The organism is Paenibacillus sp. FSL P4-0081, assembly GCF_000758565.1.
Lineage (GTDB): Bacteria > Bacillota > Bacilli > Paenibacillales > Paenibacillaceae > Paenibacillus_AQ > Paenibacillus_AQ phytohabitans.
In genome coordinates, this window is the sequence record NZ_CP009280.1 from 3,235,221 (window position 1) to 3,258,558 (window position 23,338).

Annotated in this window: 16 protein-coding genes; 4 read left to right on the forward strand and 12 right to left on the reverse strand. The window is 52.5% G+C overall.

Going from position 1 to position 23,338, the window contains the following annotated elements; genetic code table 11:
• Positions 1-40: 40 nt before the first annotated feature.
• Together P40081_RS13365 and P40081_RS13370 are read left to right on the forward strand one after the other, a co-directional pair.
• Positions 41-784 carry a hypothetical protein gene (locus tag P40081_RS13365; RefSeq protein WP_042136050.1) on the forward strand — a complete coding sequence of 248 codons (744 nt, stop codon included), beginning with the start codon at positions 41-43 and terminating at the stop codon, positions 782-784.
• Between the two features lie 415 nt (positions 785-1,199).
• On the forward strand, positions 1,200-1,757 hold the full coding sequence (locus P40081_RS13370; protein ID WP_042136051.1) for a P-loop nucleotide/nucleoside kinase family protein: 558 nt from the start codon (positions 1,200-1,202) through the stop codon (positions 1,755-1,757).
• 427 nt (positions 1,758-2,184) lie between these two features.
• Here P40081_RS13370 and P40081_RS13380 read toward each other — a convergent pair whose 3' ends face one another.
• The 8 genes from P40081_RS13380 to P40081_RS13415 form a co-directional block, all read right to left on the reverse strand.
• Positions 2,185-3,150 carry a hypothetical protein gene (locus P40081_RS13380; RefSeq protein ID WP_042136054.1) on the reverse strand — a complete coding sequence of 322 codons (966 nt, stop codon included), beginning with the start codon at positions 3,148-3,150 and terminating at the stop codon, positions 2,185-2,187.
• The gene (locus P40081_RS13385) at positions 3,119-3,640 is read right to left on the reverse strand and encodes an RNA polymerase sigma factor (protein WP_042136056.1); all 522 of its coding nucleotides are present in this window, start codon (positions 3,638-3,640) and stop codon (positions 3,119-3,121) included. The genes P40081_RS13380 and P40081_RS13385 overlap by 32 nt, the downstream gene beginning before the upstream one ends.
• Positions 3,641-3,848: 208 nt before the next feature.
• Positions 3,849-6,488 carry a family 16 glycosylhydrolase gene (locus P40081_RS13390; protein WP_042136058.1) on the reverse strand — a complete coding sequence of 880 codons (2,640 nt, stop codon included), beginning with the start codon at positions 6,486-6,488 and terminating at the stop codon, positions 3,849-3,851.
• Positions 6,489-7,034: 546 nt separating this feature from the next.
• Positions 7,035-8,630, reverse strand: a complete 1,596-nt coding sequence (locus P40081_RS13395; RefSeq protein ID WP_042136060.1) for a response regulator — start codon at positions 8,628-8,630, stop codon at positions 7,035-7,037.
• A 1-nt stretch (position 8,631) separates the two neighbouring features.
• Positions 8,632-10,470 (reverse strand): sensor histidine kinase, encoded by a 1,839-nt coding sequence (locus P40081_RS13400; RefSeq protein WP_042136062.1) that lies wholly within the window; start codon positions 10,468-10,470, stop codon positions 8,632-8,634.
• A gap of 140 nt (positions 10,471-10,610) precedes the next feature.
• The gene (locus P40081_RS13405) at positions 10,611-12,281 is read right to left on the reverse strand and encodes an extracellular solute-binding protein (RefSeq protein WP_081969941.1); all 1,671 of its coding nucleotides are present in this window, start codon (positions 12,279-12,281) and stop codon (positions 10,611-10,613) included.
• Between the two features lie 45 nt (positions 12,282-12,326).
• Entirely contained in the window at positions 12,327-13,211 is an 885-nt protein-coding gene (locus P40081_RS13410) for a carbohydrate ABC transporter permease (protein WP_042136063.1), read from the reverse strand.
• Between the two features lie 57 nt (positions 13,212-13,268).
• Positions 13,269-14,189 (reverse strand): ABC transporter permease, encoded by a 921-nt coding sequence (locus tag P40081_RS13415; RefSeq protein ID WP_042136065.1) that lies wholly within the window; start codon positions 14,187-14,189, stop codon positions 13,269-13,271.
• 149 nt (positions 14,190-14,338) lie between these two features.
• Between P40081_RS13415 and P40081_RS13420 the strand changes: the two genes are divergently transcribed.
• Positions 14,339-15,085: a glycoside hydrolase family 16 protein gene (locus P40081_RS13420; RefSeq protein ID WP_052421811.1), complete on the forward strand. Its 747-nt coding sequence runs from the start codon at positions 14,339-14,341 to the stop codon at positions 15,083-15,085.
• A 6-nt stretch (positions 15,086-15,091) separates the two neighbouring features.
• Here the strand turns inward: P40081_RS13420 and P40081_RS13425 are convergent, their stop codons facing one another.
• Together P40081_RS13425 and P40081_RS13430 are read right to left on the reverse strand one after the other, a co-directional pair.
• Positions 15,092-16,066, reverse strand: a complete 975-nt coding sequence (locus tag P40081_RS13425; protein ID WP_042136067.1) for a phosphotransferase — start codon at positions 16,064-16,066, stop codon at positions 15,092-15,094.
• A 656-nt stretch (positions 16,067-16,722) separates the two neighbouring features.
• Entirely contained in the window at positions 16,723-19,836 is a 3,114-nt protein-coding gene (locus tag P40081_RS13430; protein WP_042136068.1) for a beta-galactosidase, LacZ type, read from the reverse strand.
• Between the two features lie 200 nt (positions 19,837-20,036).
• Between P40081_RS13430 and P40081_RS13435 the strand changes: the two genes are divergently transcribed.
• Positions 20,037-20,858 (forward strand): AraC family transcriptional regulator, encoded by an 822-nt coding sequence (locus tag P40081_RS13435; protein WP_042136069.1) that lies wholly within the window; start codon positions 20,037-20,039, stop codon positions 20,856-20,858.
• 42 nt (positions 20,859-20,900) lie between these two features.
• Here the strand turns inward: P40081_RS13435 and P40081_RS36375 are convergent, their stop codons facing one another.
• Both P40081_RS36375 and P40081_RS13445 read right to left on the reverse strand, forming a co-directional pair.
• Complete coding sequence (locus tag P40081_RS36375; protein ID WP_052421812.1) at positions 20,901-21,791, reverse strand: choline kinase family protein; 891 nt, start codon at positions 21,789-21,791, stop codon at positions 20,901-20,903.
• Positions 21,792-21,831: 40 nt separating this feature from the next.
• Positions 21,832-23,289, reverse strand: coding sequence for an alpha-L-fucosidase (locus tag P40081_RS13445; RefSeq protein ID WP_042136071.1), 1,458 nt, complete (start codon positions 23,287-23,289; stop codon positions 21,832-21,834).
• Between the last annotated feature and the right edge of the window lie 49 nt (positions 23,290-23,338).

Here is a 23,338-nt window from a genome sequence, read left to right on the forward strand (position 1 = left end):
CGCAGGTTATACCCTGAGATTTCTTGAAAGGAGTGGATGCATGCTTATTTCCAGTCATTTGAACAAGTATAAACAGACGATTCTTGAGCTCCAGGAAGATAAAATGCTGTCCAAAGCGGAATTGCTGGCCAGTGACTTGCTCATGAAGCGCAGCGGCCTGCTTGAAATGTATTATGCTCCGCACAACGAGTATGTCAATCCTGCTGCCAAAGTAGTGATTATCGGAATTACGCCCGGATGGACACAAATGAGAATAGCGCTGCAAGCAGCCAAAGCCGGCCTTAAGGCCGGACTCTCCGATGAGGCAGTGTGCAGGCTGGCGAAGGAAGCGGCCGGCTTTGCCGGAACCATGAGAACCCATCTAATTGACATGCTGGACGCGCTTGAACTGCACCGATATCTGGGAGCCGGATCTTGTGGGGATTTGTTTCGGGATCAGCATGAGCTGCTGCACACCACTTCTCTGCTGCGGTTTCCGGTTTTTGTGGCGGGGAATAATTATAACGGAACCCATCCCCCTCTGCTGACCAACCCTTTTCTGAACCAGACTGTCTTACGCTCATTGCAAGATGAACTCAGTCTCATGAATCAGCCGTTAATCATACCTCTGGGCAAAAATGTAGAGCAGGTGCTTCAGCGGCTGGTAGCGGACGGGATGCTGGATGCACGAGACTGTCTATGGGGATTCCCTCATCCTTCCGGCGCCAACGGACATCGACATAAGCAGTTTGCCAGCCATCAGGAGTCCATGCGAAATAAGATACGTGCACTTAGCGGTAAATGAAGAACGCTCTGAATGCCATATCCTAGAGAAAATATGAACAGTAACCGACCGGCTGCGCTGCAGCTGGTTTTTTATTATATGTGTTTCCGCGCCTCATTGGTTGCTGGGAGACCTGAGATTCTTCAGACAATGTGGCTTAAATGTTGTACGTAATGCAACTTGGCTAGCCAGAAACCTAGGTGTTTGGACAGATTGTTGTATGAAATACAAGATTTATTCCTTTAAACCGCTTGCAGGAGGAGAAATCCTGCCTTTTGTACAACAATTTTGGATTTAAGCCGGGATCTCGAGGGAAATGTTGTATTATGTGCAGGATTGTTTATGGCGGGAATACCTTAAATCATTCCCGCATATGAACGGTCCTCAAACACCGGTATGATTAAGCTGTTTCGGAATACCTAAAGGGAGCGGGATTATGAAAGCGAAATTGCCATTATTCATTATCACTGGAGCCAGCGGCGTGGGAAAGACTACGGTTATGCACGAACTGAGAGGGCGGATGCCTGAATTTGTGCTGTTCAGCACGGATAACGATAATTTCGGGACAACGGCTGGGAAGCTGGAATATCAGGACCGGTATAACGTGCTGCTGCACTGTGCCCATGCGGTCGCCATGTCGGGAAGAGGGACCATTATATGTGGAACGTTCATGCCCTGGGATGCCAGGAAATGTGATGTCTACAGTACATTTAGTGAACTGCACTTTATTAATCTGCACTGTGATGATTCTACCCGGAACAGCCGCCTGCGTACCCGTGAAGATGCAGCGATGTGGAATGACGGTATGCTGAAGCGGCATGAAGAGTTCGCCCGGTGGCTGCTTGAGCATGCGGATACAGATTATGATCCGCCGATGCCTACGTTTGACTCGACTTCTACGCCGCCAGCCCTGCTGGCGGAGCAGATCAAGGAATACATCGGGTTAAAATGGCATGAGAGCGTTGGTGAGGAGAAGAAGGGGACGGGTGTATGAACGTGAAACTGGAGAATCCCAGGAGTTCATCTGTCCGGTTTATAATGCAACGGGAAGATAGAAAGGAGCCAACGGACAAATTGCCGTTGGCTTTAAAAGTTTTTGCACCCGATAAGGTGAATGGAGTGAACTGGATAAGCTCAGAGGGGAGGGGAAGCGGAATTAGTTGGATTTCCTCCACTTGCTGATGAACGAATGGCAGCATCTAAACCAACAGTTGTAAAAACAACACTTAAAGCTGCCCATTTTATCCACAGTAGCGAAAACTAACTAGATTAGATGCTGTTTTTCCACTTGCTTCCGTATATCCCGCGGAACTGGGCTAATTAAGATACCTTTATCCACTTGTTTGCCGCTGAAGAGGTAATGCAGGGGTAAAAGTGCACCTGATTCTGGTGGAAGTGGGCTGATGCCCGTAAGCAGCAGCTTAAGGATTCATGCTGTTCCACAGCGCCTGGAAAGCGCCGGATTCGACCTCGAAGAATACCGGAGCATTGCCGTAGCGTACCAGTCCCTGGCCGAACAGGGTCAGCTCCACCCGGGCCTTGTCATCCAGCTGAAGGTAGATGATCTTGCGGTCTTCGCTGTCATAGATGCCTTGCTCCGTCAGCGGCTCTGCTGCCAGTGGTTTGGCGGCATTAAGTGCGCTCAGGAAGCCATCCAGCGCGACACCCTCCGGCAGCGGCAGATACTGCTGCTGGCCATTATTCCAGCTGCTGAAGCTCTCCCACTGGGCGGAGGCAATGCGGCCTTCCAGATTCAGCTTGCCGAACAAATCAGCGCCGCTGCTTACAGTAATACCATTCGTGTGTTCATACAGCTCCGCATATACCTGGCCGTCAATCTCCGTATAGGACATCAGCAGGAATCCGGAATCGTATCCCTTTACGGCATAGATATCCGCTTCGCCAATATTGGAGGCCAGCTCGATATAGTCATCCTTGCCGCTCCATTCATCAATGCCGCCGGACGTCCGGCCCAGCTTCTCGCCGCGCAGTGCTGCAGCATCAGCCGCATCGATACGGGTCGCCGCTTGAGTATAGATGTTGCCCTTATATACGACAAGGGCGATCATATCTGCTGAAACACCGGAGCTTTTATCCGGCATCTCTATCTTGGGAATGACGATGCTGGCGGAAGTACCCGCAGCAGGTGTGCCCGGGTCTACCTGAGCCACTTGACCCGGGGAGGCCGTTCCATTCAGCTGCTGCATAATGCTTGGTCCGGCTAAGCCGATTCCGGCGGCGAGCAGTACGCTTGCTGCCACATAGACCATTTTACGCGGACGGCGTTTCTGCTCCATTTTATCGGTTAATCCTTGTTTCATGGTTTCACTGGATTTCATTGAATTCACCGCTTTCTTATAGTTTGTGCGAAAATCTTCTTCCTTCACTCGGGTCCGCTCCTTCCAGCTCCAGTTTTAACAGCTGACGTCCCCGCTGAAGTCTCATCTTCACGGCAGACTCGCTGATTTGCAGAATCCTGCTGATTTCCTGGATGGGGTAATCCTCGTAATAATACAGATGGATCACCGTTTTATACTTTACCGGCATCGCCAGCACAAGCTGCAGGATCGCCATATCCTCGGGGGTGTCGGCCGCAACCGGCTCAATACCCTCCAGCTTGACTTCGCGCTTGCGCCAGCCTCTGCCCAGCAGATTTTTACAATGATTGGTGATTACCCGGATCAGCCATGCCTTCTGATGTTCGTCATCCTTAAATGCGGGAGCTTTCTCCATCAGCTTGATGAAGGTGTCCTGCGTGGCTTCTTCGGCATCCTGGCGGCTGCCCAGATGGATCAGGGCAATCCGGAACAGCATATCTGAGTAGACCTCGTAACTTTGTATCACATGATTGCCCGGCCGGGTCATGGGTTGCTGCATGAGGTTATGCCCTCCTTTACCTATAACACCCTTAAGGACGGCATTTGGTCACATTTTGTTTCCGCAAAATTTATTTGGGCTGCATTACCGGCCCTTGAGTGAAATAGAACAGGGGATGGGAAAGTCCTAAGACTTCCCCATCCCCTGTATTAGCGGTCATATGAAGCGGCCATACGTTCAGCCGCTTATCTGTGCCAGGATGCTCTTCCTACTCCGGGGTTCCTTGGGTCACCCCATGCACATAAGTCTGCCATGGGGAATCCAGCGCCCCCTGACCCGGATTGTAGGTGAAGAAGTATTCCACGGTATCACCCTGCTGAAGGTTATTTACCGCGTAGGTGTAGTTGCCGTTGCCCGTTGAGGTCATGGCCACGTTCTGCTGTCCGCCGTTGTTGATTTTGTAATGCAGGTCGGCGAAGGTTGCCTCGTTCACATAGAACAGCAGGTTATTGCCTGTTTTCTTCAGGCCGCGCACCTGATCGCCGATCACAATTACAGTTGCAGGCTGGGGCACCACGGTAATCGTGCTGGTGGCTGTTTTGTTGCCATCTGCCGTTGTGGCCGTAACGGTTGCTGTACCCGGGGCAAGACCGGTTACGAGACCATTCTGGTTCACGGAGGCAGTACTGCTGTTCGATACGCTCCAGACAACCTGTTTATTAGTTGCACCAGACGGCGCCACATTGGCAGTTAACTGGACGCTCTGTCCGGCCTGCACCTGGGCGGTGGAAGGAGTTACGGAGACACCGCTAACCGGAACGTTGCCCGGGTTGCCGGGATTCCCGCCGCCGCTGCCTTCCTTGTAGACCCGTACATAATCTACCTGCATCGTTGCCGGGATGTCAGACGGAGCGGGGGAGAGCCCGCCGTCAAAATGTCCGCCGACCGCCAGATTCATAATCAGATAGAAGGGCTGGTCGAAGGGGGCATTCGGATTGTTCGGTGCTGCTACGGAATACCATTGCTCTCTGTTGACCTTGAAGAAGAATTTGCCGTCCACATACCATTTCACATTGTCTTCTTCCCAGACCATGGAATAGACGTGATAATCGTTCGCGAAGGTCTGCCCCGAAGGGAAGTGATACTCACCGGCGATATACCGGTTCACAGGCCATTGTCCGCCGAAATGTACGGCGCTGGTCGTGCCGGGAAGCCGTCCCTTGGCTTCCATAATATCGATTTCACCGGATGCGGCCCATGCCCCGTAAGCGGCATCTTCCGGCAGCATCCACAGTGCAGGCCAGATGCCATTGCCTGTAGGCAGCTTGGCGCGGATGTCCACCCGGCCGTACTGGAAGGACAGATGGTCCTTGGTGTTGATTTTGCCGGAGGAATATTGCGCATACCGGCTCGGGTCCTGCGGGAAGGACTTTGGTTCATTAATGGCCTTGATATTCAGCTGTCCATTCTGGACAAATACATTCTGGGTACTGTTGGTATAATGCTGCAGCTCCGCATTGCCCCAACCCCAGCTGTTGGGGTCATTAGTGATATAGTACCCCTGTTCATAATTCCACTTGCCGGTGTCGAGCGCTGTCCCGCTGAACTCATCCTGCCAGAGGAGGTTCATCCCGGCCACAGCCGGGTCTGTTGGTGTTCCCAGCGTAATATCTTCCTGGTCGCTTTCATCGGGACGCGGGGCATTGGGATTACCGGTGAAGGTGTAATAGACATAATTGCTGCCGACATTTCCGCCTTGCTGCCCGTTCAGCGGATACCCGATGCGGATTTCCATATTCACCTGGATCGGCTGGAACCACAGGCCATAGATGTAATCGGCCCAGTAGCCCCACTGGTTGGCAGCGGACATATTATTATAGCCATTGCCGGCATAGACGAATCCGCTCTGGCTGGAATCGCTGAGATCCACCCACTGGCCGCCCGCTTTGATCTGATAGACGAATTTGCCAAGCTCGCTGCCAACTGGTGCGCCTCCGTCTATTTTTGGGAGAGGGAAGCCGATGGAGCCGTTGTTATCCGCTGTGTAAGCCGTACCGTCATATGCCGATAGGACATATGAATTCCGGACCGGCTGATTGAAGGTAATCGTATAGATGAGACTGGCCGAAGAGGTCTTGGATGCCAGCTTGACATTGATGGATTCCGTAACGGTGAACCAATAGCCTCCGCCGCCATCGGTGAACTGGCCAAAGTTGCTGTCATAGATCCAGCCGCTGGCTGCGTTATTATCGATATCAATCCAGGTGCTGCTGTTAACAGGCTTCACGTATACTTTCAGATCATCCGCCACGGATTCATAAGTTAAGGCCGGATCATTATTGAAGGTAGGGTAGGTAAAGCCTGCGCTGCCTGTAAAGCCTGCTGTAATCTGCGGCCCTTGTGTAGGCGCCATAGCCGAGATGGTTGTTGTGTTCAGGTTCTGAAAGGCCAGTGTGTAATTAAGAGTGACCGCGCTATTAGCCTTGGAATAGAGCTGAATTTCGGTTGTAGCGGAGAGCGTGAACCAGTAGCCGTTCATCCCGCCGTCGCTCCAGTGCCCCCAGTTCTGGTTGTAGACATAGCCGCCTGCGCTGTCGATGTCTACCCAGTTGCCGTTTACTTTGACTTTGACGCCTACATCATCCGACACATCATTCCAGGTGGCAGAGCCTCCGTTGAACACTGGCATGACGAAGCCAAAGCTCGCTTGTCCAACCCCTGATTTGGAGATAACTGGACCGTCTGCTGCTGAAAAATAGGTCATGGAGCTAACAGTGATACCTGCTGCTTCCGCCGTCTGAATTCTCGAAGCAGGCAGCAGGCCGATACCGGCCAGCATCACTAAGCTCAGGAACAAACATAATACCTTCTGTTTAAATCCGATATCCCTAAGGTGAAGTCGCTTCATACTTGCCCTCCTTTAATTAAATGGTAGTGAAGGTAACCGCTTACATATGAGAGAACATCTTTATTCTATCGAATCTAATATCGCGCTTAAAGGGACAATCCTTTTTGTTATGACCCAATTTTTTGGCTTTTGCTTTATAGGCAGACGCTATTGCGCCTACAGTTCAGAACCTAAGAAGTGAGTGTATTCAACATTGCAGCAATTGATGGAGTTCTGTTCTAAGTGAATATTCAGTGATAGCTGTATAACGTGCAATTAAAAACAGTGAAAAGGAATGCGTGACTCTTATAACTGTAGTCTATACAACTAAATCTGCCCGGATAGGTGAGAACCAAGACAAGTGGAGGTTTTAATTGTACAAAATACAGCTAAACGGATAACTGGTAGCAAATCAGACATTTTAGTTGTACGAAGTACAATTAAGCCGCCTACCGCCTACCGTCTATGCTCATGTACCATAACGATAATCGTGGCACGGCAAACCCTCTGCAAGTATTTTGCCAGCGTGGTTGTCGATGGTCTAAATCTGACACTGTATTGGTGGACTTATTTAGTGAAGTCTTGCTCGATTTGCAGCCCGCTGTCCCGGTAATCGCCCTCCTTGCCATGCCTGCGGCGGATCAGCTGCCGGTATTCCGTGGGCTGCATATGCATCACATCCCGGAAGGCCCGTGTGAAGCTTTTGTAGCTTTCATATCCGACCATTGAGGCAATCTCGACGATCTTATGGTCAGTTTCTGCAAGCAGACGCCGGGCTTTATCCAGACGCACATCACGCAGGTATTCAGCGAAGCCTTTGCCGATATTCTTCTTGAACTGGTTGGAGAAATAAGCGTAATTCAGCGACACATGGTTGGACACCATCGCGAGATCCAGCGGCTTGTGGTAATTCTCGTGGATGAAACGGATGGCTTCGTTCAAGTCCTGAGAGTTGCGGTAGCTGCACTTGTATTCATAATAAAATTGGTTCAGCCGGAGCAGCTGCTGCTGCAGCGCCTGAATATAATCGCGGATGCCCGGATAGTCGAACAGGTTGCGCAGAGAGTCTAAGTCCAGCGCTTCTTCTCCCATGTACGGGCGGATTACACGCTCATATTCCTCCATCATCTGGACTACGGCCCGGCATAGCTGCTGTGTATATCGAATGTGATACCGCTGCAGCACATCCTTGTGGAATAGGCTGGAGATCCCTTGGGTGATTCTGCCGCTGTTCTTGGTGCCGGTTAACTGGAACAGGGCATACAGCTCCTCATAGGGGAGCTCCCACTGCTGCTCCAGCCGCTCTATATGCGCAGGCAGGAGACAGCGCTTATCCGGAAACAGGAAGCTGTGGCGGTACAGCTCCAATACCAGCGTATAGCTGCCCGGAAGCTCCCTTAATCCATGCTGCGGGCTGGTCATTGCAGTAATGGCCTCCATCTGCTCGGTTTGGAGTGCAGCAGGGAAGATCCCCGGATCTACGGCTGCATCAACCGCCAGGATCAGGTGGGGGCGGTGCTGAAGACAGATACAGCCGTGTCTGCCATATACGCGGTAAGCAATAGATTCAATGCTATGGCTGCTGCTGGCACCCGGCTGGTTAATCCACAGCTCCTCGCGCAGCAGGCAGAGCCGGTAGCTGCTCCATAGCTCTGCGCTCTGCTGCTCAGTCGCGTCAATCCACGTTTCATCACCCGCCGCGCCTTGCATATACATGCGCAGCTCCTTACGGTCGGTCTCCATGGCGCGGCGGGACAATTGCTCAAGATTACGCGAGAGCGACATTCGCGTCTGAATTTCCTGCCAGACATGCTCCACCGAGGACTGCAAATCCTCCCGTTTCACAGGTTTGAGCAGATAACCCTTAGCCCCAAGCTCAATGGCCTTCTGGGCATAGGCGAAATCGCTGTAGCCGCTAATAATCAGATAATCAACCTTAATACGTTCCTCTTTGGTCTGAGCCATCAGCTCCAGACCATCCATATCAGGCATCCGGATATCGGTAATCACCAGCTGGATGCTGTGCTGACGCAATAGCTCCAGTGCCTCAATCCCGCTTACAGCGCTGTATATATGGTCAAGCTGCAGAGGGAATTGGCGCAGCATGGCCTGCAGGCCGTCACGGATCTGCTTTTGATCATCCACAACCAGAATATTGATCATGCTACCATCCTCCAAGATTCACATTTTCCCAAGGGAGCCGTATGGTTACGCAGGTATAGGCGCTCTGCACGCTGTCAATCCAAAGTCCGCAGCCCTTGCCGTAATGCAGCTGCAGGCGCTTATGCACATTCTCCAGACCCAGCCCGTTCTTGCTGGTAATAATCGGCGTATCCGAGTCGCCCCGCAGCACAGACTGCAGCTTCTCCAGCATCTGCGGATCAATGCCTGCGCCGTCATCGCGGACCTCGATCAGCAGCAGGCTGTCATTCTCTACCCTAACAGTAATTTGGATATGTACACTGCCGCCTGCAGGGGCTGCGTGATGCACGGCATTCTCGACGATAGGCTGCATGCACATTTTGGGAATCGTATAGTGCTGCACCTCCGGGGGAAGAGCGGCCGACAATTCAATGCTTCCGCCTTCCATGAAGTTGATGAACCGGATATAGCTGTGGATGTTGGCAAGCTCTTCACTAAGGGCAACCGTATCGCTGCGCCACTGCATGCTATAACGCAGCAGTGAGCCTAAAGAGACCAGTGCACCAGCAATAGCTGGCTGCTGCTGGACCTCCGCATGCATCCGGATCGACTCCAGGGCGTTGTACAGGAAATGGGAATTAATCTGTGAGTGCAGGGAGTGGAGCTGTGCGTTCTTGGCGATAAGCTGTTTATCCACCACCTGTGTCATCAGATGCCGGATTTCGTCCAGCATATTATTGTAGCTGACGGCTACGTAGTCGATTTCGTCACCGGTTTCGTTATGCCGGAGTCCTGTTTCAATCTTCGCATCCAGTTGCCCCCTGCGTACCTTGCGCATGGAGACGAGCACCTTCTCCAGCCGCCGGAATATACGCCGGGTCATCTGTGAAACGAGCAGCAGCATAAGCAGCAGCACACAGGAGGTGACGGCGATCACAATCAGGTACCAGTTCCGCGGGCCCTGCATCAGCGCCTGACGGGAGGCGATATCGACCACATAGGCGTTCAGAGGAGCGATGTAGCGATACATCGCGTAGTAGGTCTGATCCCCGGAATGAATCTTAACCGGGTTATTCTGCTGCAGCACATCCAGCTGTTCATGAACCCGGCTAAGGATTCCGTCCAGCTTCTCCCCGGCATTCTGCGGGAATTCATGCCCCGGATTGTATACATTCCGGAAAGCACTTGTTCCGTCCATTACAACACTGAAGAAATCACCACCCGTGTCTTCAAGCAGATCGCTGAAAAAAACACTGTGCCTGGCGCGGATTTCCATAATGGTGGGGAGCTTCTGCTGCTGGCCCTGAGGCCGCACCAGCCTGTAGTAGGATAATGTATCCTCGCCATCCTTAAAGGCGGATAAGCGGAAGGCGGCCCCGCCTTCATCCCGGAGCGTCATCCAGTAATCCTGCGGCCAAAACTTGCTGTAATGATAGATTTCAGGCCAGATTTCGTATACATCCGGGTTATCGACATAGAAGCTTAGCTCACTTATCAGCTCATGGCTTTGAATGATATTATGCATCTGCTCATACTGGTTTTGCTTGAATTTCACGAGCCGCAGGCCGTCCCCGCGCATATTGGTATGAATGAAATCCACAAATGCCTTCTGGGTCAGAGCGGTGGAGGAAGCGTTCTCAAGAATATCCATCCGGCTGCGCAGCCGTTCATTCAGGCGTGCGACATGATTGCTGCCCTCCGCCATAGCTTCCTTGTAGAGCTGGCTTTCCTGCGTACGGATGAATAAAAAGGAGACCACGATCGCAGGTATGGCAATCATGAGGCTGAAGGCCAGAAACAGCTTGGTTGAGATGCGGGAATTCCGGTAAAGCTTCCTCATCGTAGTCAGCAAATACTTCATCTGGTTAACCTCCCATCCCTGTAATATACCATATATTACAAACCGGCTGGTAGGTAATAAGGCGCTGCGGCTTAAGGGGAGAAACCCCTCTAAGCAGGGAATACCGGCCGCCATTCCGGCCGCCGGCATAGTTCAAGACATTATTCCGCCATTTTGGCTTTGCGTGCATCCAGCTCCGTCTGGCGGTATTCCTTCACCTGCTCGAAGCCGTAGCTGTCGCGGCGGGACAGGAAGCTGTCGAAGATTTTGTCAAAAGCAGCTTCGTCCTTGGCCGTAATCAGCTCAGGGAGTACTTCTTCCCAGTTCTGGGAGATGCGCGCCCAGGCCACCGCTACATCCGAATCGCCAAGCGGGTCCAGTCCTTTATAGATACCGCTGTCGATATCGGCCTGTGCGTTCGCGAAGTCTTCCATCTGCTTGATAACAGGCGCTTTCTCCGGTCTCCACTGGTTGACGATAACAGGGTTGCGCATCATCCAGTAGGTATCCAGTATGCCGTATTCCTTCTCCAGCTTCTCAATATTGCTGCCCAGCATGTCAACGAATTCAGTCTTCAGCTGCGGTTTGCCGTCCACCGTATCCCAGGTTTCGCCTTTCTTGCCGAGGAACAGGTCTCGCTGGCCCTCTTCACTGGCGAGGTAGGTCAGGAAGCGGATCGCACGCTCCGGATTCTCTGTGGATTTGCTGATCATGGTTACCATCCAGCCGTCCATGTTGCCGGGGAACAGCTTGGCGCTGCCGCCTTTGCTGTTCTGCGGCCCGTCAACTGCGATGTAGTTGGAGTCCGGATTAGCACCCGCAGCCAGCATCGGATTGACAGCGGTCATGCCGGTCCATTCGCGGATCATCATGAAGTAGCGGGCGTTGTTTGTTTTCTCTTCCACCTGGGTATCGGAATCCACCAGGAAATCCACGTTAATCAGTCCGCGCTCGTAAGCGGTACGGAAGGTTTTGAGCCAGGCGATATAATCCGGGTCCGTTACACGGTCATATACGCTGCCGTCTTTCTCATGCGGAACGGCCAGCAGATTCTGCAGATATTCCGTCATCCCGTAAGGAACATTTCCCTGGGCGAAAAAGGGGCTCATAGGCTGACCCTTATACTCGGAATACTTATCCTTCAGCAGCTGCAGCGCACCCAGGAAGCCCTCCGGGGTACTGAGGTCCGGACTGCCCATTTCCTCGTACAGATCTTTGCGGACCAGGAAGGTCTGATTGGCGGCCGTCATGCCGGTCTCATGCATCAGGTTGGGGCTGTAGGAGTCATTCGGTACACCATAAGTGTTGCCGTTCTCCTGGCGGTACCACTTCAGCGTACCATCACCTGCTACCTTGTAAAAGTAAGGGTCATACTGATCGGCCAATTCATTGAGGGCATAGACATGATCGCCTTCCCACAGCTTTTTGACAGCGGTTTCCCAGGAACCCATAGAAATGAGATCCGGCAGCTTGCCCGAGGTCATCATCAGTGTGATCTGCTCATTCGCTTCACCGGAAGGGACCTCAAGCTTGACATTGACACCCGTTTTCTCCGTCACATATTTGGAAGCCAGGCTCTCGCCCCAGGTGTGTGCATACCAGTTCGCTCCAACAAACCAGGTTAAATCTATAGGGCTGGTATCGAGCTTCCAGGCGGGTTCATCAGGATTCAGAGTGGCTTCTGCCTGCTGCTCCGGCGTAGCCTCGGTCTGCAGCGCAGTCGTGGGCGAACTTTCCTTATTCGCGGAATTGCTGCTGCATGCGGCCATAGTTAACGTCAGTATTACGGCCAGAATGATAGCTAAGAATGGTTTGACAGATTTGCTTTTCACGGCATAATCATCCTTTCTGTATAGGTGTAGAATGCTTCATTACGGCTAGCCTTTAATAGCACCAATCATCACGCCTTTGACCAGATAGCGCTGGATGAAAGGGTAGAAGATGAGGATAGGCAGCGTAGCCACCATCATGGAGGCGAATTTGATCGAGTTGCCGGGTAATCTTGCACCGAATTGCGCCATCGCCTGCTGCTGCATGAAGGACATGGAGTTCTCGGCAATGATTTTGTACAGCATGGTCTGCAGCGGCAGCAGCTCCTGGGAATGGATATAGATGACTCCCTGATAATAGTCGTTCCAGTGATAGACTGCAGAGAAGAGGGAAATGGTGGCAATGACAGCCATGCTGTTGGGCAGGACAATCCGGAACAGGACGCCATAATCCGAAGCCCCGTCCACCTTGGCTGATTCCTCAAGGCTGTCTGGAATGGTGCGGAAGAAGCTCATAAATATAACCATATTAAAAAAAGTATACATGGAAGGGATAATGAATACCCAGAAACTATCATACAGGCCCAGCTTCGTCATGAGAATGAAGGAGGGGATCAGCCCGCCTGAGAACAGCATCGTAATCAAAGAGATTTTGAGATACAGCTTGCGGCCCATCAGATTGGACTTGCTCATTCCGTAAGCTACGATAGCGGTGAACAGCACATGCACCACAGTCCCTATCACCGTACGCATGGTTGTGATGTAGAACCCGTTCATCAGCGTCTTATCATTAAAGGCTACACTGTAGCTGGCCAGCGAGAGCTCTTTGGGAAACCAGTTGACGGTACCCAGCGAGGCCTGCGCCGGTGAATTCAGCGAGTTGACGAGTACAAACCACATCGGGTACAGCGTCAGAAAGCAGACCGCCAGCATCAGCAGGGTATTGCCGACCTCGAAAGCGCCAATCCGCCGGAATCTTCCGCGTCTTGCCATGAATCTGTTATCTCCTTTCCAGGTGGAGTCGGCTTCGCCGCTCATAATCCGTTTTTTCTAAAAAATACTGTCGCCGGTCAGCTTCTTGGAGGTCTGATTGGCCAACAGCAGCAGCCCCAGCGCTACGATTGAGCGGGCAAACAGGACGGCGGTGGAGAAGGAGTGACGCCCGGAGACAAGCCCCATGTTGTAGATGTAGAGGTCGAGACTTTCCGCCATCTTCATATTCATGTTGTTCTTAAGCATGAAGATTTGCTCGAAATTACTTCCGAGTATTCCGCTGACCGCAAGGATGAACAGAATAGCGATCGTGGGGCGGATGCTCTGTACCGTGATATGCCACATCCGCTGCCAGCGGTTCGCCCCGTCCAGCTCGGCCGCTTCATACAGCCCCGGATCAATGCCCGCTATGGCTGCTATGTAGATAATGGCGCTCCAGCCGGTTTCCTTGAGCGTATCGGTGAAAAAGGAAATCCACCAGAAGTACTTAGGGTCGCTGTTAAACAGGATTTCCCGGTCCTGGAACCCGATCGCCATCATCAGCTGGTTAATGACACCGCCCTCCCCCAGCCAGTTGAGTGCGATTCCGCCAAAGATCGTCCAGGCGATAAAATGGGGCAGGTACGAGATTGTCTGCACCGTGCGCTTAAACCGCAGACCCCGGATTTCATTAAGCAGCAGGGCGAATAGAATGGGGATTGGAAAACCTAGTACGAGCTTGATTGTACTCATCCCGAGGGTATTGCGGATCGAGCGCCAAAACCGGTCATCCGTCATAAAATCCTGAAAATGCTTCAGCCCGACAAACGGCGACTCCAGCATAGGCTTAGCGATGCTGAAGTCCATAAAGGCGATGATCAGCCAAAACATTGGGATATAACAAAAGATGAACATCCAGATAATGCCCGGTATTACCATGCTTTGCAGCTGCCACTGTCTGACAAGCGCTTTCATTTGTTCCGTTCTGTATTGGAACATGTGCTGTGCCCCCCTTCCTCTTTCATCGTATGAGAAAAGGGCAGAGGAAAAAAGGCCATGATTATTGACTCTATCCCAATTTTTTGGATTCCACCCACCGGGCCTGGAAATTAAGTATGCTGTGATTAACTGAAGGGAGTGTGCGAAGGATGAACAAGCTTGTATGGGAGCAGGATTTCCTAAGCGGAAATGCGGATTTGCAGAGCTGGAATATCCGCCTGGGTAACGATTTATTAGACAATGACGGGAAGCCGGTGTATCCGGGCTGGGGCAACGGGGAGCAGCAGTTTTATACGGGGAATCCGGGGAATCTGTCTATTGGAGAAGAAGGCCTGCAGCTGTGTGCGCGCCGCGAAACTGTGGAGCAGGATGGACGCAGCTTCGCGTATACTTCAGCCCGCCTGGATACCCGGAACCAGTTCTCTTTCTGCTACGGCAGGCTGGTCGTGCGGGCCAAGCTGCCGGTGGGGCAGGGAATCTGGCCCGCCATCTGGCTGCTTCCGCAGGATCAGGCTTACGGGCCCTGGCCCGCCTCCGGGGAGATCGATATGCTGGAGGCGAAGGGACGCCTGCCCCGGCAGATTGCGGGAACGCTGCATTATGGACCGGATCTTGCGCATAAAGTCGTCGAAGAGTTCACCTATGAGCTGGAGAACGGAACGATTAACGAGTTCCGGGAGTATGCGCTGGAATGGGAAGCCGGTTCCATGCGCTGGCTTGTCGACGGGCAGTGCTTCGCGGAGCGGAGTCTGGAGCCGGGGGTGATGCCCTTTGATCAGCCTTTTTATCTGCTGCTTAATCTTGCAGTGGGCGGGTGGTATGACAATGTGGCGGTGGACGAAGCTAGCCTGCCGGCGGTGATGACGGTGTCAAGCATCCGGCTGTATCAGCACTGAGGCAGCTCAAATTCCGGCGAAAATATCCTCCAGGCGGTCCCAGTTGGCGGCGACCCAATTATTTTCGTGGCGGAAACGGATGAGCGGTGTGAATTCATCCTTTTGGGGAACCGCAATCCATTCGGCTTCCCTCCACCACGTTAATTTAATGGAACGGATCAATTTGTTAACGGGTAATGGGATATGCTCGCGGTAGCCGGTCACAAAGGCTTGGACCCGGTCCAGCCGGAGCTGGCTGCCTGACAAGGCGCAGGACAGGATGGGGCGTGATATATCGAACTCCGGGTACACGAAATGCAGTCTGTCGAAGTCAAGGATAGCGGCCACTTCATCGGCGCTGAACAGAATATTATCGACGAACAAATCCCAGTGCCCCCAGCCCCGTTCGCAGTCTGCAAAGATACCGGTATCCATTCCATCAATAATTCTCCGCTGAATCTCAAGCGCTGCAACCGTTTCGCCATTATGAAGGGTGGTCGCCTGAAGGTATCTTTTGTCCCAGTGCTTCACCATAGCTTCTTGGGTCCGTATATTCCAGTGCAGGGGCAATGGAGTCAGGTCCGTGTTCAGCAGCTTATGCATCCGGCCCACTACGCTCCCCAGCGCATACATTTGGGGCTCACTTGCCGAGCCCGGCTCAACACTGCTTCCGTCACACAGGTTCATCAGCACATACCGTTCCTGCGAAGGCGTTCGTAAGACATATTTCCCCTGATGTGAAAATAACTTCGGAACCGGGATGCCCTGCAGCTGCAGCTGATCCTGATGAGTCAAAGAAACCTCAAGTCCGTGGGTGAGGTGCTCCGGGTAACGTATCTTGCTGTATTGCTTCACGAATAAACGTCCGTGATCACTTTCAAGCTTCCATTTCAGATTCAGGAAACCCTGATCAATCTGCGTAGCCTTAGTAACGTGTACCCCGAAAATCTTTGAAATGGAGCCTAAGATTTCATCCCGGATGGTTGCGGCTGTGTCGGACATATAATATCTCCTCACCTGGAAATATAAATGATGAATGTATTCAGGGTTAACACTAGTTTAATCTCTGTAATGCTGCTATATGACTTTATTTTCACCGGAGTGACGGGATTATTCAAGATAAATATTTGCTGAGAAACCGAAGGGGGACGCAGCCATTTACTGCCTGGTTAGTTTTTGTTCATAGACCAGGGGATGCAGAAAACAGGTGCTTAAATTTACACTGTAAAAGCTTAAATGTTGTACGTATTGCAACTTGGTTTCGCAGAAACCTGGGTGTGGGGATAGATTGTTGTATGAAATACAACAATTGTGCTGCTAATCCGCTTGGAGAAGAGAAAAATGTTGTATTTCATACAACAAAAGTGGATTATGCCCGGAATTATAAGGGAAATGTTGTATTTTGGGCATGATTTTTAAAAAATGGTTATTACCTCACAAGCATCCGGCAGAGAATTTTATTCGCCAGGGCGCATGAGGAGGATTGAAGCTCAATTTCGTGCGGTGAGGCTTAGTTCAGCAGTTGATGGGCAGATGATGAGCAAGCGAAAAGAGGTGTCCCAAGCCGCAGAACCGGCTGCCGGGACACCTCTTTATTGAAAATATAATTTATATGTTTCACATGCTAACTTATCCTTCTATTCTACTTGTGCGGAAATTTACACGAGTGAAAGCGTGAAACGGAAGGAATACGGACGGTTAGCAGGCAGGGTGAACTGCTCATGGGTCGGGGCGCCCCAGCTGTCGTCACCGCCGACGCCCATCTGCTTGTAGTTCACGCGCAGCACCGTTTTGTTGGATACAGGTAGCTTGTAGCCATGATCGCTGGCTTCCAGCTCAGCTGCACTCCAAGGCAGGGCGTTGACTTCGATAGGCAACGCGCCTTCTACATGCAAGCCGTGTCCATCACTGCCTGCAGTGACAGAGGCATATCTTACATCCGTCTTGTTGCCGCATTCCTGCGGACGGAGATACGGTGTGTATTGCCCGCTGACCGAGCCGCTGTAACGTCCCAGCGGAGCTCCGGACTGCCGGTCCCAGTAGTTCTCATGCGGGCCGCGGCCGTACCAGGAGATGGTGTCGAGGCTGCTGTCCAGCTCGAAGGCCATGCCGAATTCCGGAATCTCCGGCAGCTTGCTGCTGCCCGGCTGAAGCTCCTGAACAATCTCTACCGAGCCGTCTGTGCGGATCTCGAATTGAACACGCAGCAGGGATTTCGGCTGGGTATCCAGCAGATACTCAGCAGTCACGAAACCGAGACTGCCCTCTACACGGCAGCTGAACCCGGTGAGCTGACGGCTGTAAGAGACTTCCTTCCAGACTGCGCATCGCTCGGGATGCTTGTTGCCGAGGTCATTGTCGGTTACCGCTCTCCAGAAGTTAGGTCTTGCCGGTGCAAGCAGATGCTCTTTGCCGGAAGACTGGTAAGAAACCAGGGCGCCGGATGCCGTGTCGAACGATATTCCGAAGCTGCTGCCTGCAAATGTCACCAGCCCGTCTTGCTCATTGACCTGCAGCTTACTCCCTGGAATAACAGGAGTGGCGGCCGGAATATATGGGGACAGAATGAACTGTTCCCAGGCGACTTCGTGGCCTGCACCTGCCCAGGCTGTTTCGGCCTGCAGGACGAACGAGACCGTAAGTACAGCTTCTTTGCCGGTTTCAAGCAGGCTGTGATCGTACGGAACGGCAATTTCAGCGGTTTCACCGGGTGCTGCGGACAGAGGCAGCGTTCCCTCCTGGACGGCTTCTCCATCCAGCGCCAGCTTCCATTGCAGCTGATAGTCTTCCAGATCCGTAAACAGGAAGTTATTGCGAACCTGCAGACGTCCGGTGTTCAGGTCCAGCGCGGTGAGGACAATGCTCTGATAGCATTTTTTGACCTCCAGCAGCTTGGGAGTAACCGTACGGTCAGCAAACAGCAGGCCGTTGCCGCTGAAGTTGCCGTCATGCGGATTTTCCCCGAAATCGCCGCCGTAGGCCAGATAGCTTGTGCCGTCAGCTGTAGTAGTGCGGATCGCCTGATCTACCCAGTCCCAGATAAAAGCGCCCTGAATGATGTCATACTTGTCAAACAGCTCGGTGTACAGATGCAAACCGCCGCAGGAGTTGCCCATAGCATGGCTGTATTCACAGAGAATGTATGGCTTCTTGGGATGGTTCAGCGCATATCTCTCAACATCATCCGGTTTGATGTACATGGTGGATTCGATATCACTTGCGGCTTCCGATGCTCTGTAATGGAAAATCCCTTCGTAATGCACCAGACGGGTCGGATCGGCTTCCCGCAGATAGTCGTGCATGGCCAGGAAGTTGTCGCCGCCGAAGGACTCGTTGCCGAGTGACCAGATGATGACCGACGGATGATTCTTGTCTCTTTGCATCATGGAGTTGCAGCGGTCAATGACATTGGCGCGCCATTCCGGCCGGCTGGCAGGGACATTGAACTCATGCAGTTCCTGCTGCCCGTATTGCCAGGAGCCATGGGTCTCCAGATTCGTCTCGTCGATGACATAGAGACCGTATTCGTCACACAGCTCATACCATACGGACTGATTCGGATAATGGGAAGTCCGCACAGCATTGATATTATGCGATTTCATGAGCTTGATGTCGGTGATCATGTCTTCTCTGGAGAGTGCACGGCCGGTGTCGCAGGAGAATTCATGACGGTTGGTGCCCTTGAGCACAATCCGTTTGCCGTTGATCTTCATCAGACCATCCTGGATCTCGAAGGTACGGAAGCCTACCTTGCAGCTGACCGCTTCCAGCACTTGTCCCTGATCATCCGATACAGCAATAACCAGTGTGTACAGATAAGGCTTCTCGGCGCTCCACTTCTTCGGGTTCGTCACTGCTGCGGACAGCTCTAGCTGCTGAACTCCGTCCTGACCGAAAGCGACAGAGGCGGAGACAGGTTTAGCCCATATGGGCTGTTCCTTACCGTCATAGAGCTGCACCTGTACTGAATGAGACTCAATCACCTTATCAAAATAATTCTCGACCGTCAGGTTTACGTTCAGCTGCGCATCGGTATACTTCTCGTCCAGCTCTGTCCGGACGAAGAAATCGGCAACCCGCACAGGCGGTGCAGTATACAGATAAACGTCGCGGAATATTCCGCTCAGCCGCCAGAAGTCCTGATCCTCCAGCCAGCTGGCATCGCACCATCGGTAGACTTCTACAGCCAGCTTGTTGACACCGGGTACCAGATAAGCGGTAATATCGAACTCGGATGGCGTGAAGGTATCCTCACAGTATCCGGCCAGCTCGCCGTTCACCCAGACATAGAAAGCGGATTCAACCCCCTGGAAGCTGAGGTACACCGGCTGCCCATCCCAAGTCTCGGGTACGGTGAAGGTGCGGATATAAGAGCCTACCGGATTGTACACGGTCGGGGCAAAAGGCGGCTTCAGCTCCGGCTCGGACACGGCCCATGGATAACGGACATTGGTATATTGCGGATAATCATATCCCTGGAACTGCCAGTGGGAGGGTACGGTAATATCCGCCCAGTCTCCGGAGTCATAACCGGCAGTATAGAAATCCTTGATCCGTGCTTCCGCAGTTTCGGCGAATGCGAATTTCCAGGTTCCGTTCAAGGATTGATAACGGGAGGAGGCTTCTTTAGTTCCCTGCAGGGCTTCAGCCACTGCCGGGAAAGACATCATGGAGGCATGCGCGTCTATCCGGTTCAATTGAAATAGCTCAGGATTATTATTCCATTCCGGATATCCGTTTGCAGGCTGCTGGTATGAGAGCTTATGGCGCAAGTTAACATCTCCTTATATTGTTATATTCATATTATAGAATGGAGTATGTCTGGGGTATATATAATGATATTCATCAAATATATCAAAATATGAAACAAGAATAGACTGGAATTTGAAACTGCGGGCCGTTATGATGGAGAGGCGGGACAGGAATACCGGCGGTTAGAACCCGCTGGGCTTTTACAGAAAGGGGGACGCCTGTGAGAAGTACAATGATCTTCAGCGAAATGGAAGAAACGCTTCCGCTGCCGCTCTATGCCACAACCATCGGGTATTGGGAGCATCAGGAAGAGACTCTCCGGCCTACGGGCTTTCCGGATTACCAGCTGCACCAGGTACTTGGCGGAAAAGGCGAATTGACTATCGGGGATAAACGTTATACTGCAGGTCCCGGTGATATCATGTTTCTCTATCCGGATGTTCCCCATTCGTATGCGCCGCTGAGCCGGGAATGGGAGCTGGCCTGGATATCCTTTAACGGGAGGGAAGCGGCCCAGATGCTGCTCTATGCCGGTATACGCGAGTCAGGAATGGGGAGCTTAAGAGAGCAGCCCATCCTGAAACCGCTGGAGGAGATGCTTACCCTTTCATACGGCAATGAGCTTCAGGATAATCTGGAACGTTCGAAGTTATTGTACTCGCTGCTTCTGGATCTGAAACGCAGCCTGCTTCCCGCCTCGAATGAGGATAATGAGCTGGAGCGGATGAAGCCGGTGCTGCAATATATAGAGCTCCACCTGCACCGTCCGCTGCTGCTGAAGGAACTGGCCGAGGTGGCTGAAGTATCGCCGCAGTATCTGTGCCGGCTGTTCCAGCGCACCGTCCGCGAGCGGCCGGTCGCCTACATTAACAAACAGCGGGTGAACCGGAGCAAACAGCTCATGTTCAGCAGCAGAGGGCAGAGAGTCTATGAAATCGCCCAGCGGGCAGGGTTCGAGAATGTCAGCTACTTCTGTGCTGTGTTCAAACGGATGACCGGTATGCAGCCCGAAGAGTGGAGGCGCCTGCATGGTCTGGATTAGGGGCCGCCAGGCTCCGGATTCGGATTCGAATTCGAATCTGTATCATAGACTCTCCCTCAGCCGGGCGAACATCCAATTCGCGATTTGGCGGTAATTTGCAGCCGGTTCAGCGGACTCTGCGGGTACAACCGGCTTAGGGTCAAACGTCTGCAGCACTGCCCACATCGCATTCCAGAAGGTGACTACATAAGACATCTGTTCAAGGCTATGCAGGGTATCCGCATCATAATGACCGAAGTAGCAGGCAAGGAAGGTTTCCTTCTGTGGCAGGGAATAAGCCGAGCATACACATGCCAGATCAAACATGATATCGCCCATTCCGGCATATTCCCAGTCAATCAGCCGCACCGTTCCGTCATCCAGGAAGTTGTTTGTAAAAGGATCATTATGGCACAGCCCCAGCTGCTGTTGTCCGTTTGACGCCCTGTCCTGCTGAATGGCCGCAAGCTTCTCCAGGAACTCGTTCAGATCTCCAGGAAGCCCGAGCTGATGCCGGGCGGCGAATTGTATCCGGTCCTTAATATCCTGATAAGGAGAGAATGCATAAGGAACCGGCGGCAGGGCATGCACTTTCCTCAAAGTATCGGCGATCCGCTTCATATTCACATCGGTGCCGGCATCTGCGTCGTTCCATTTCACGCCATCAATAAACTCTGTGACCATATGACCCGTCTCCGTGGAGAAATACACTACCTCTGCACCTATCCCTAAGTCTGCCGCCGCCTGCATAGCGGCAAGCTCTGCTTCCCGCTTAATGCCAAGCCTGTCCGCATTCCCGCCGCTAATGCGCAGCGCCAGCTTGCGGTTACCGCTGGAGATTATATAATTCGTGTTGGTTAAGCCATCCTGCTGGTATTCAATGGTTGTATCCGCGATATCCCACTTCAATTCTTCTTCAATAATCTGCTTCATGGCTTCAGTCCATCCGCTCATGCTGGTTATTCCTTCCGTTGTGAAGAGTAGTAGGCAAAGATCACGCAAGTTCAAGCTTGAACACAACCGGCAGGGCGCTGGCCACCGCTGTGGTGCGGATCGTTAATGCTTCTGCATCCCGCTCCCAGGCAGGCTGCTCATCGAAACCGAGCACGGACATTTTCTGGATAATTCCCTCGAAATAGGGGGATTTCTCCCTAAGCGATGTAATGCGGACCACGCCATCCGCAGGGAACACCAGGACGGTTGCATACAGGCAGCTTCCCTTCACGGTGAAGCGGATGTCCTCAGGGGTGAACACCTTGGCGCAACCGTCGGTGAATTGTCCCTCTTCAATGCATGTCGGCCCTTCACCGAACGTGCGCCAGAAGGAGCTCTCATAGATGGCTTCACCATTTGTGCCCAGCCAGCCGCCTATAGCAGCCAGTATCTCCTTATCTTCATCAGCAAAGCTGCCGTCAGCCCGCGGACCCACATTCAGCAGGAGATTGCCGTTTTTGCTGACGATATCCACCAGATCGCGGATGATTTCTCCGGCGGATTTGAAGTCATTATTCTCCGTATAACACCAGGAGTTTCGTGCGGCTGCTGTATCCGTCTGCCAGAAGAACGGCTTCAGCTCAGCGAATTGCCCCCGCTCTACATCGGGAATGGCCGTGCCAAACATGAAGGCATCATGTTTATAATTAATGGCAGCCGTAGTTCCGCGCTGAACAGCCCGGTTGTAGTAATAGGCGGCGAATTTTTTCAGATACGGCTTGAATACAGCATTCTCAATCCACCAGTCGAAATAGAAGACCTTAGGCTGATACTGGTCGACCAGCTCGCAGCAGCGGATCAGCCAGTCTTCCAGATACTCTTCAGACGGGGGAGAGCCGTAGAGATCGTGATGATCGGGTTCCGGCATGGACGGCCAGTAGAAATCGCCGCGTTCCAGCGGCTCATGGATATCGGACTCGAACTCTTTGCCGTGGGACATGAAGAACCAATGCTCCGCGCGGTGGGAGGAGACGCCCAGCTCCAGATCATGCTTCCCGAAGGCGGCCTTCAGCTCGCCGAGAATATCCCGCCCGGGCCCCATCTCGTACGTGTTATAATGGGAGACAGCGCTTTTATACATCTGGAAGCCGTCATGATGCTCTGCAACGGGAATGACATACTTGGCGCCGGAGGCTTGGAATAAGGCAGCCCACTCGTCCGGGTTGAACTGCTGCGCCGTGAACAAGGGAATAAAATCCTTATAACCGAAATCCTTGTGGTTCCCGTAGACAGCCAGATGATGCTCATATTCCTTCGTGCCTTGGATATACATATTGCGGGAATACCACTCATTACTGAAGGCCGGAACAGAATACAGCCCCCAGTGAATGAAAATGCCGAATTTGGCCTGGCGGTACCACTGCGGCACCTCATACATACTTAGCGAATCCCAATCATCCTTATAGGGGCCGTTCTTAATGGTCTCGTCGATAAGGTGCAAATAATCAGTCAGGTTCATAGTCAGTTTCTCATCCTCCCGCGATTAATATAACGCTTTCATTGTACCG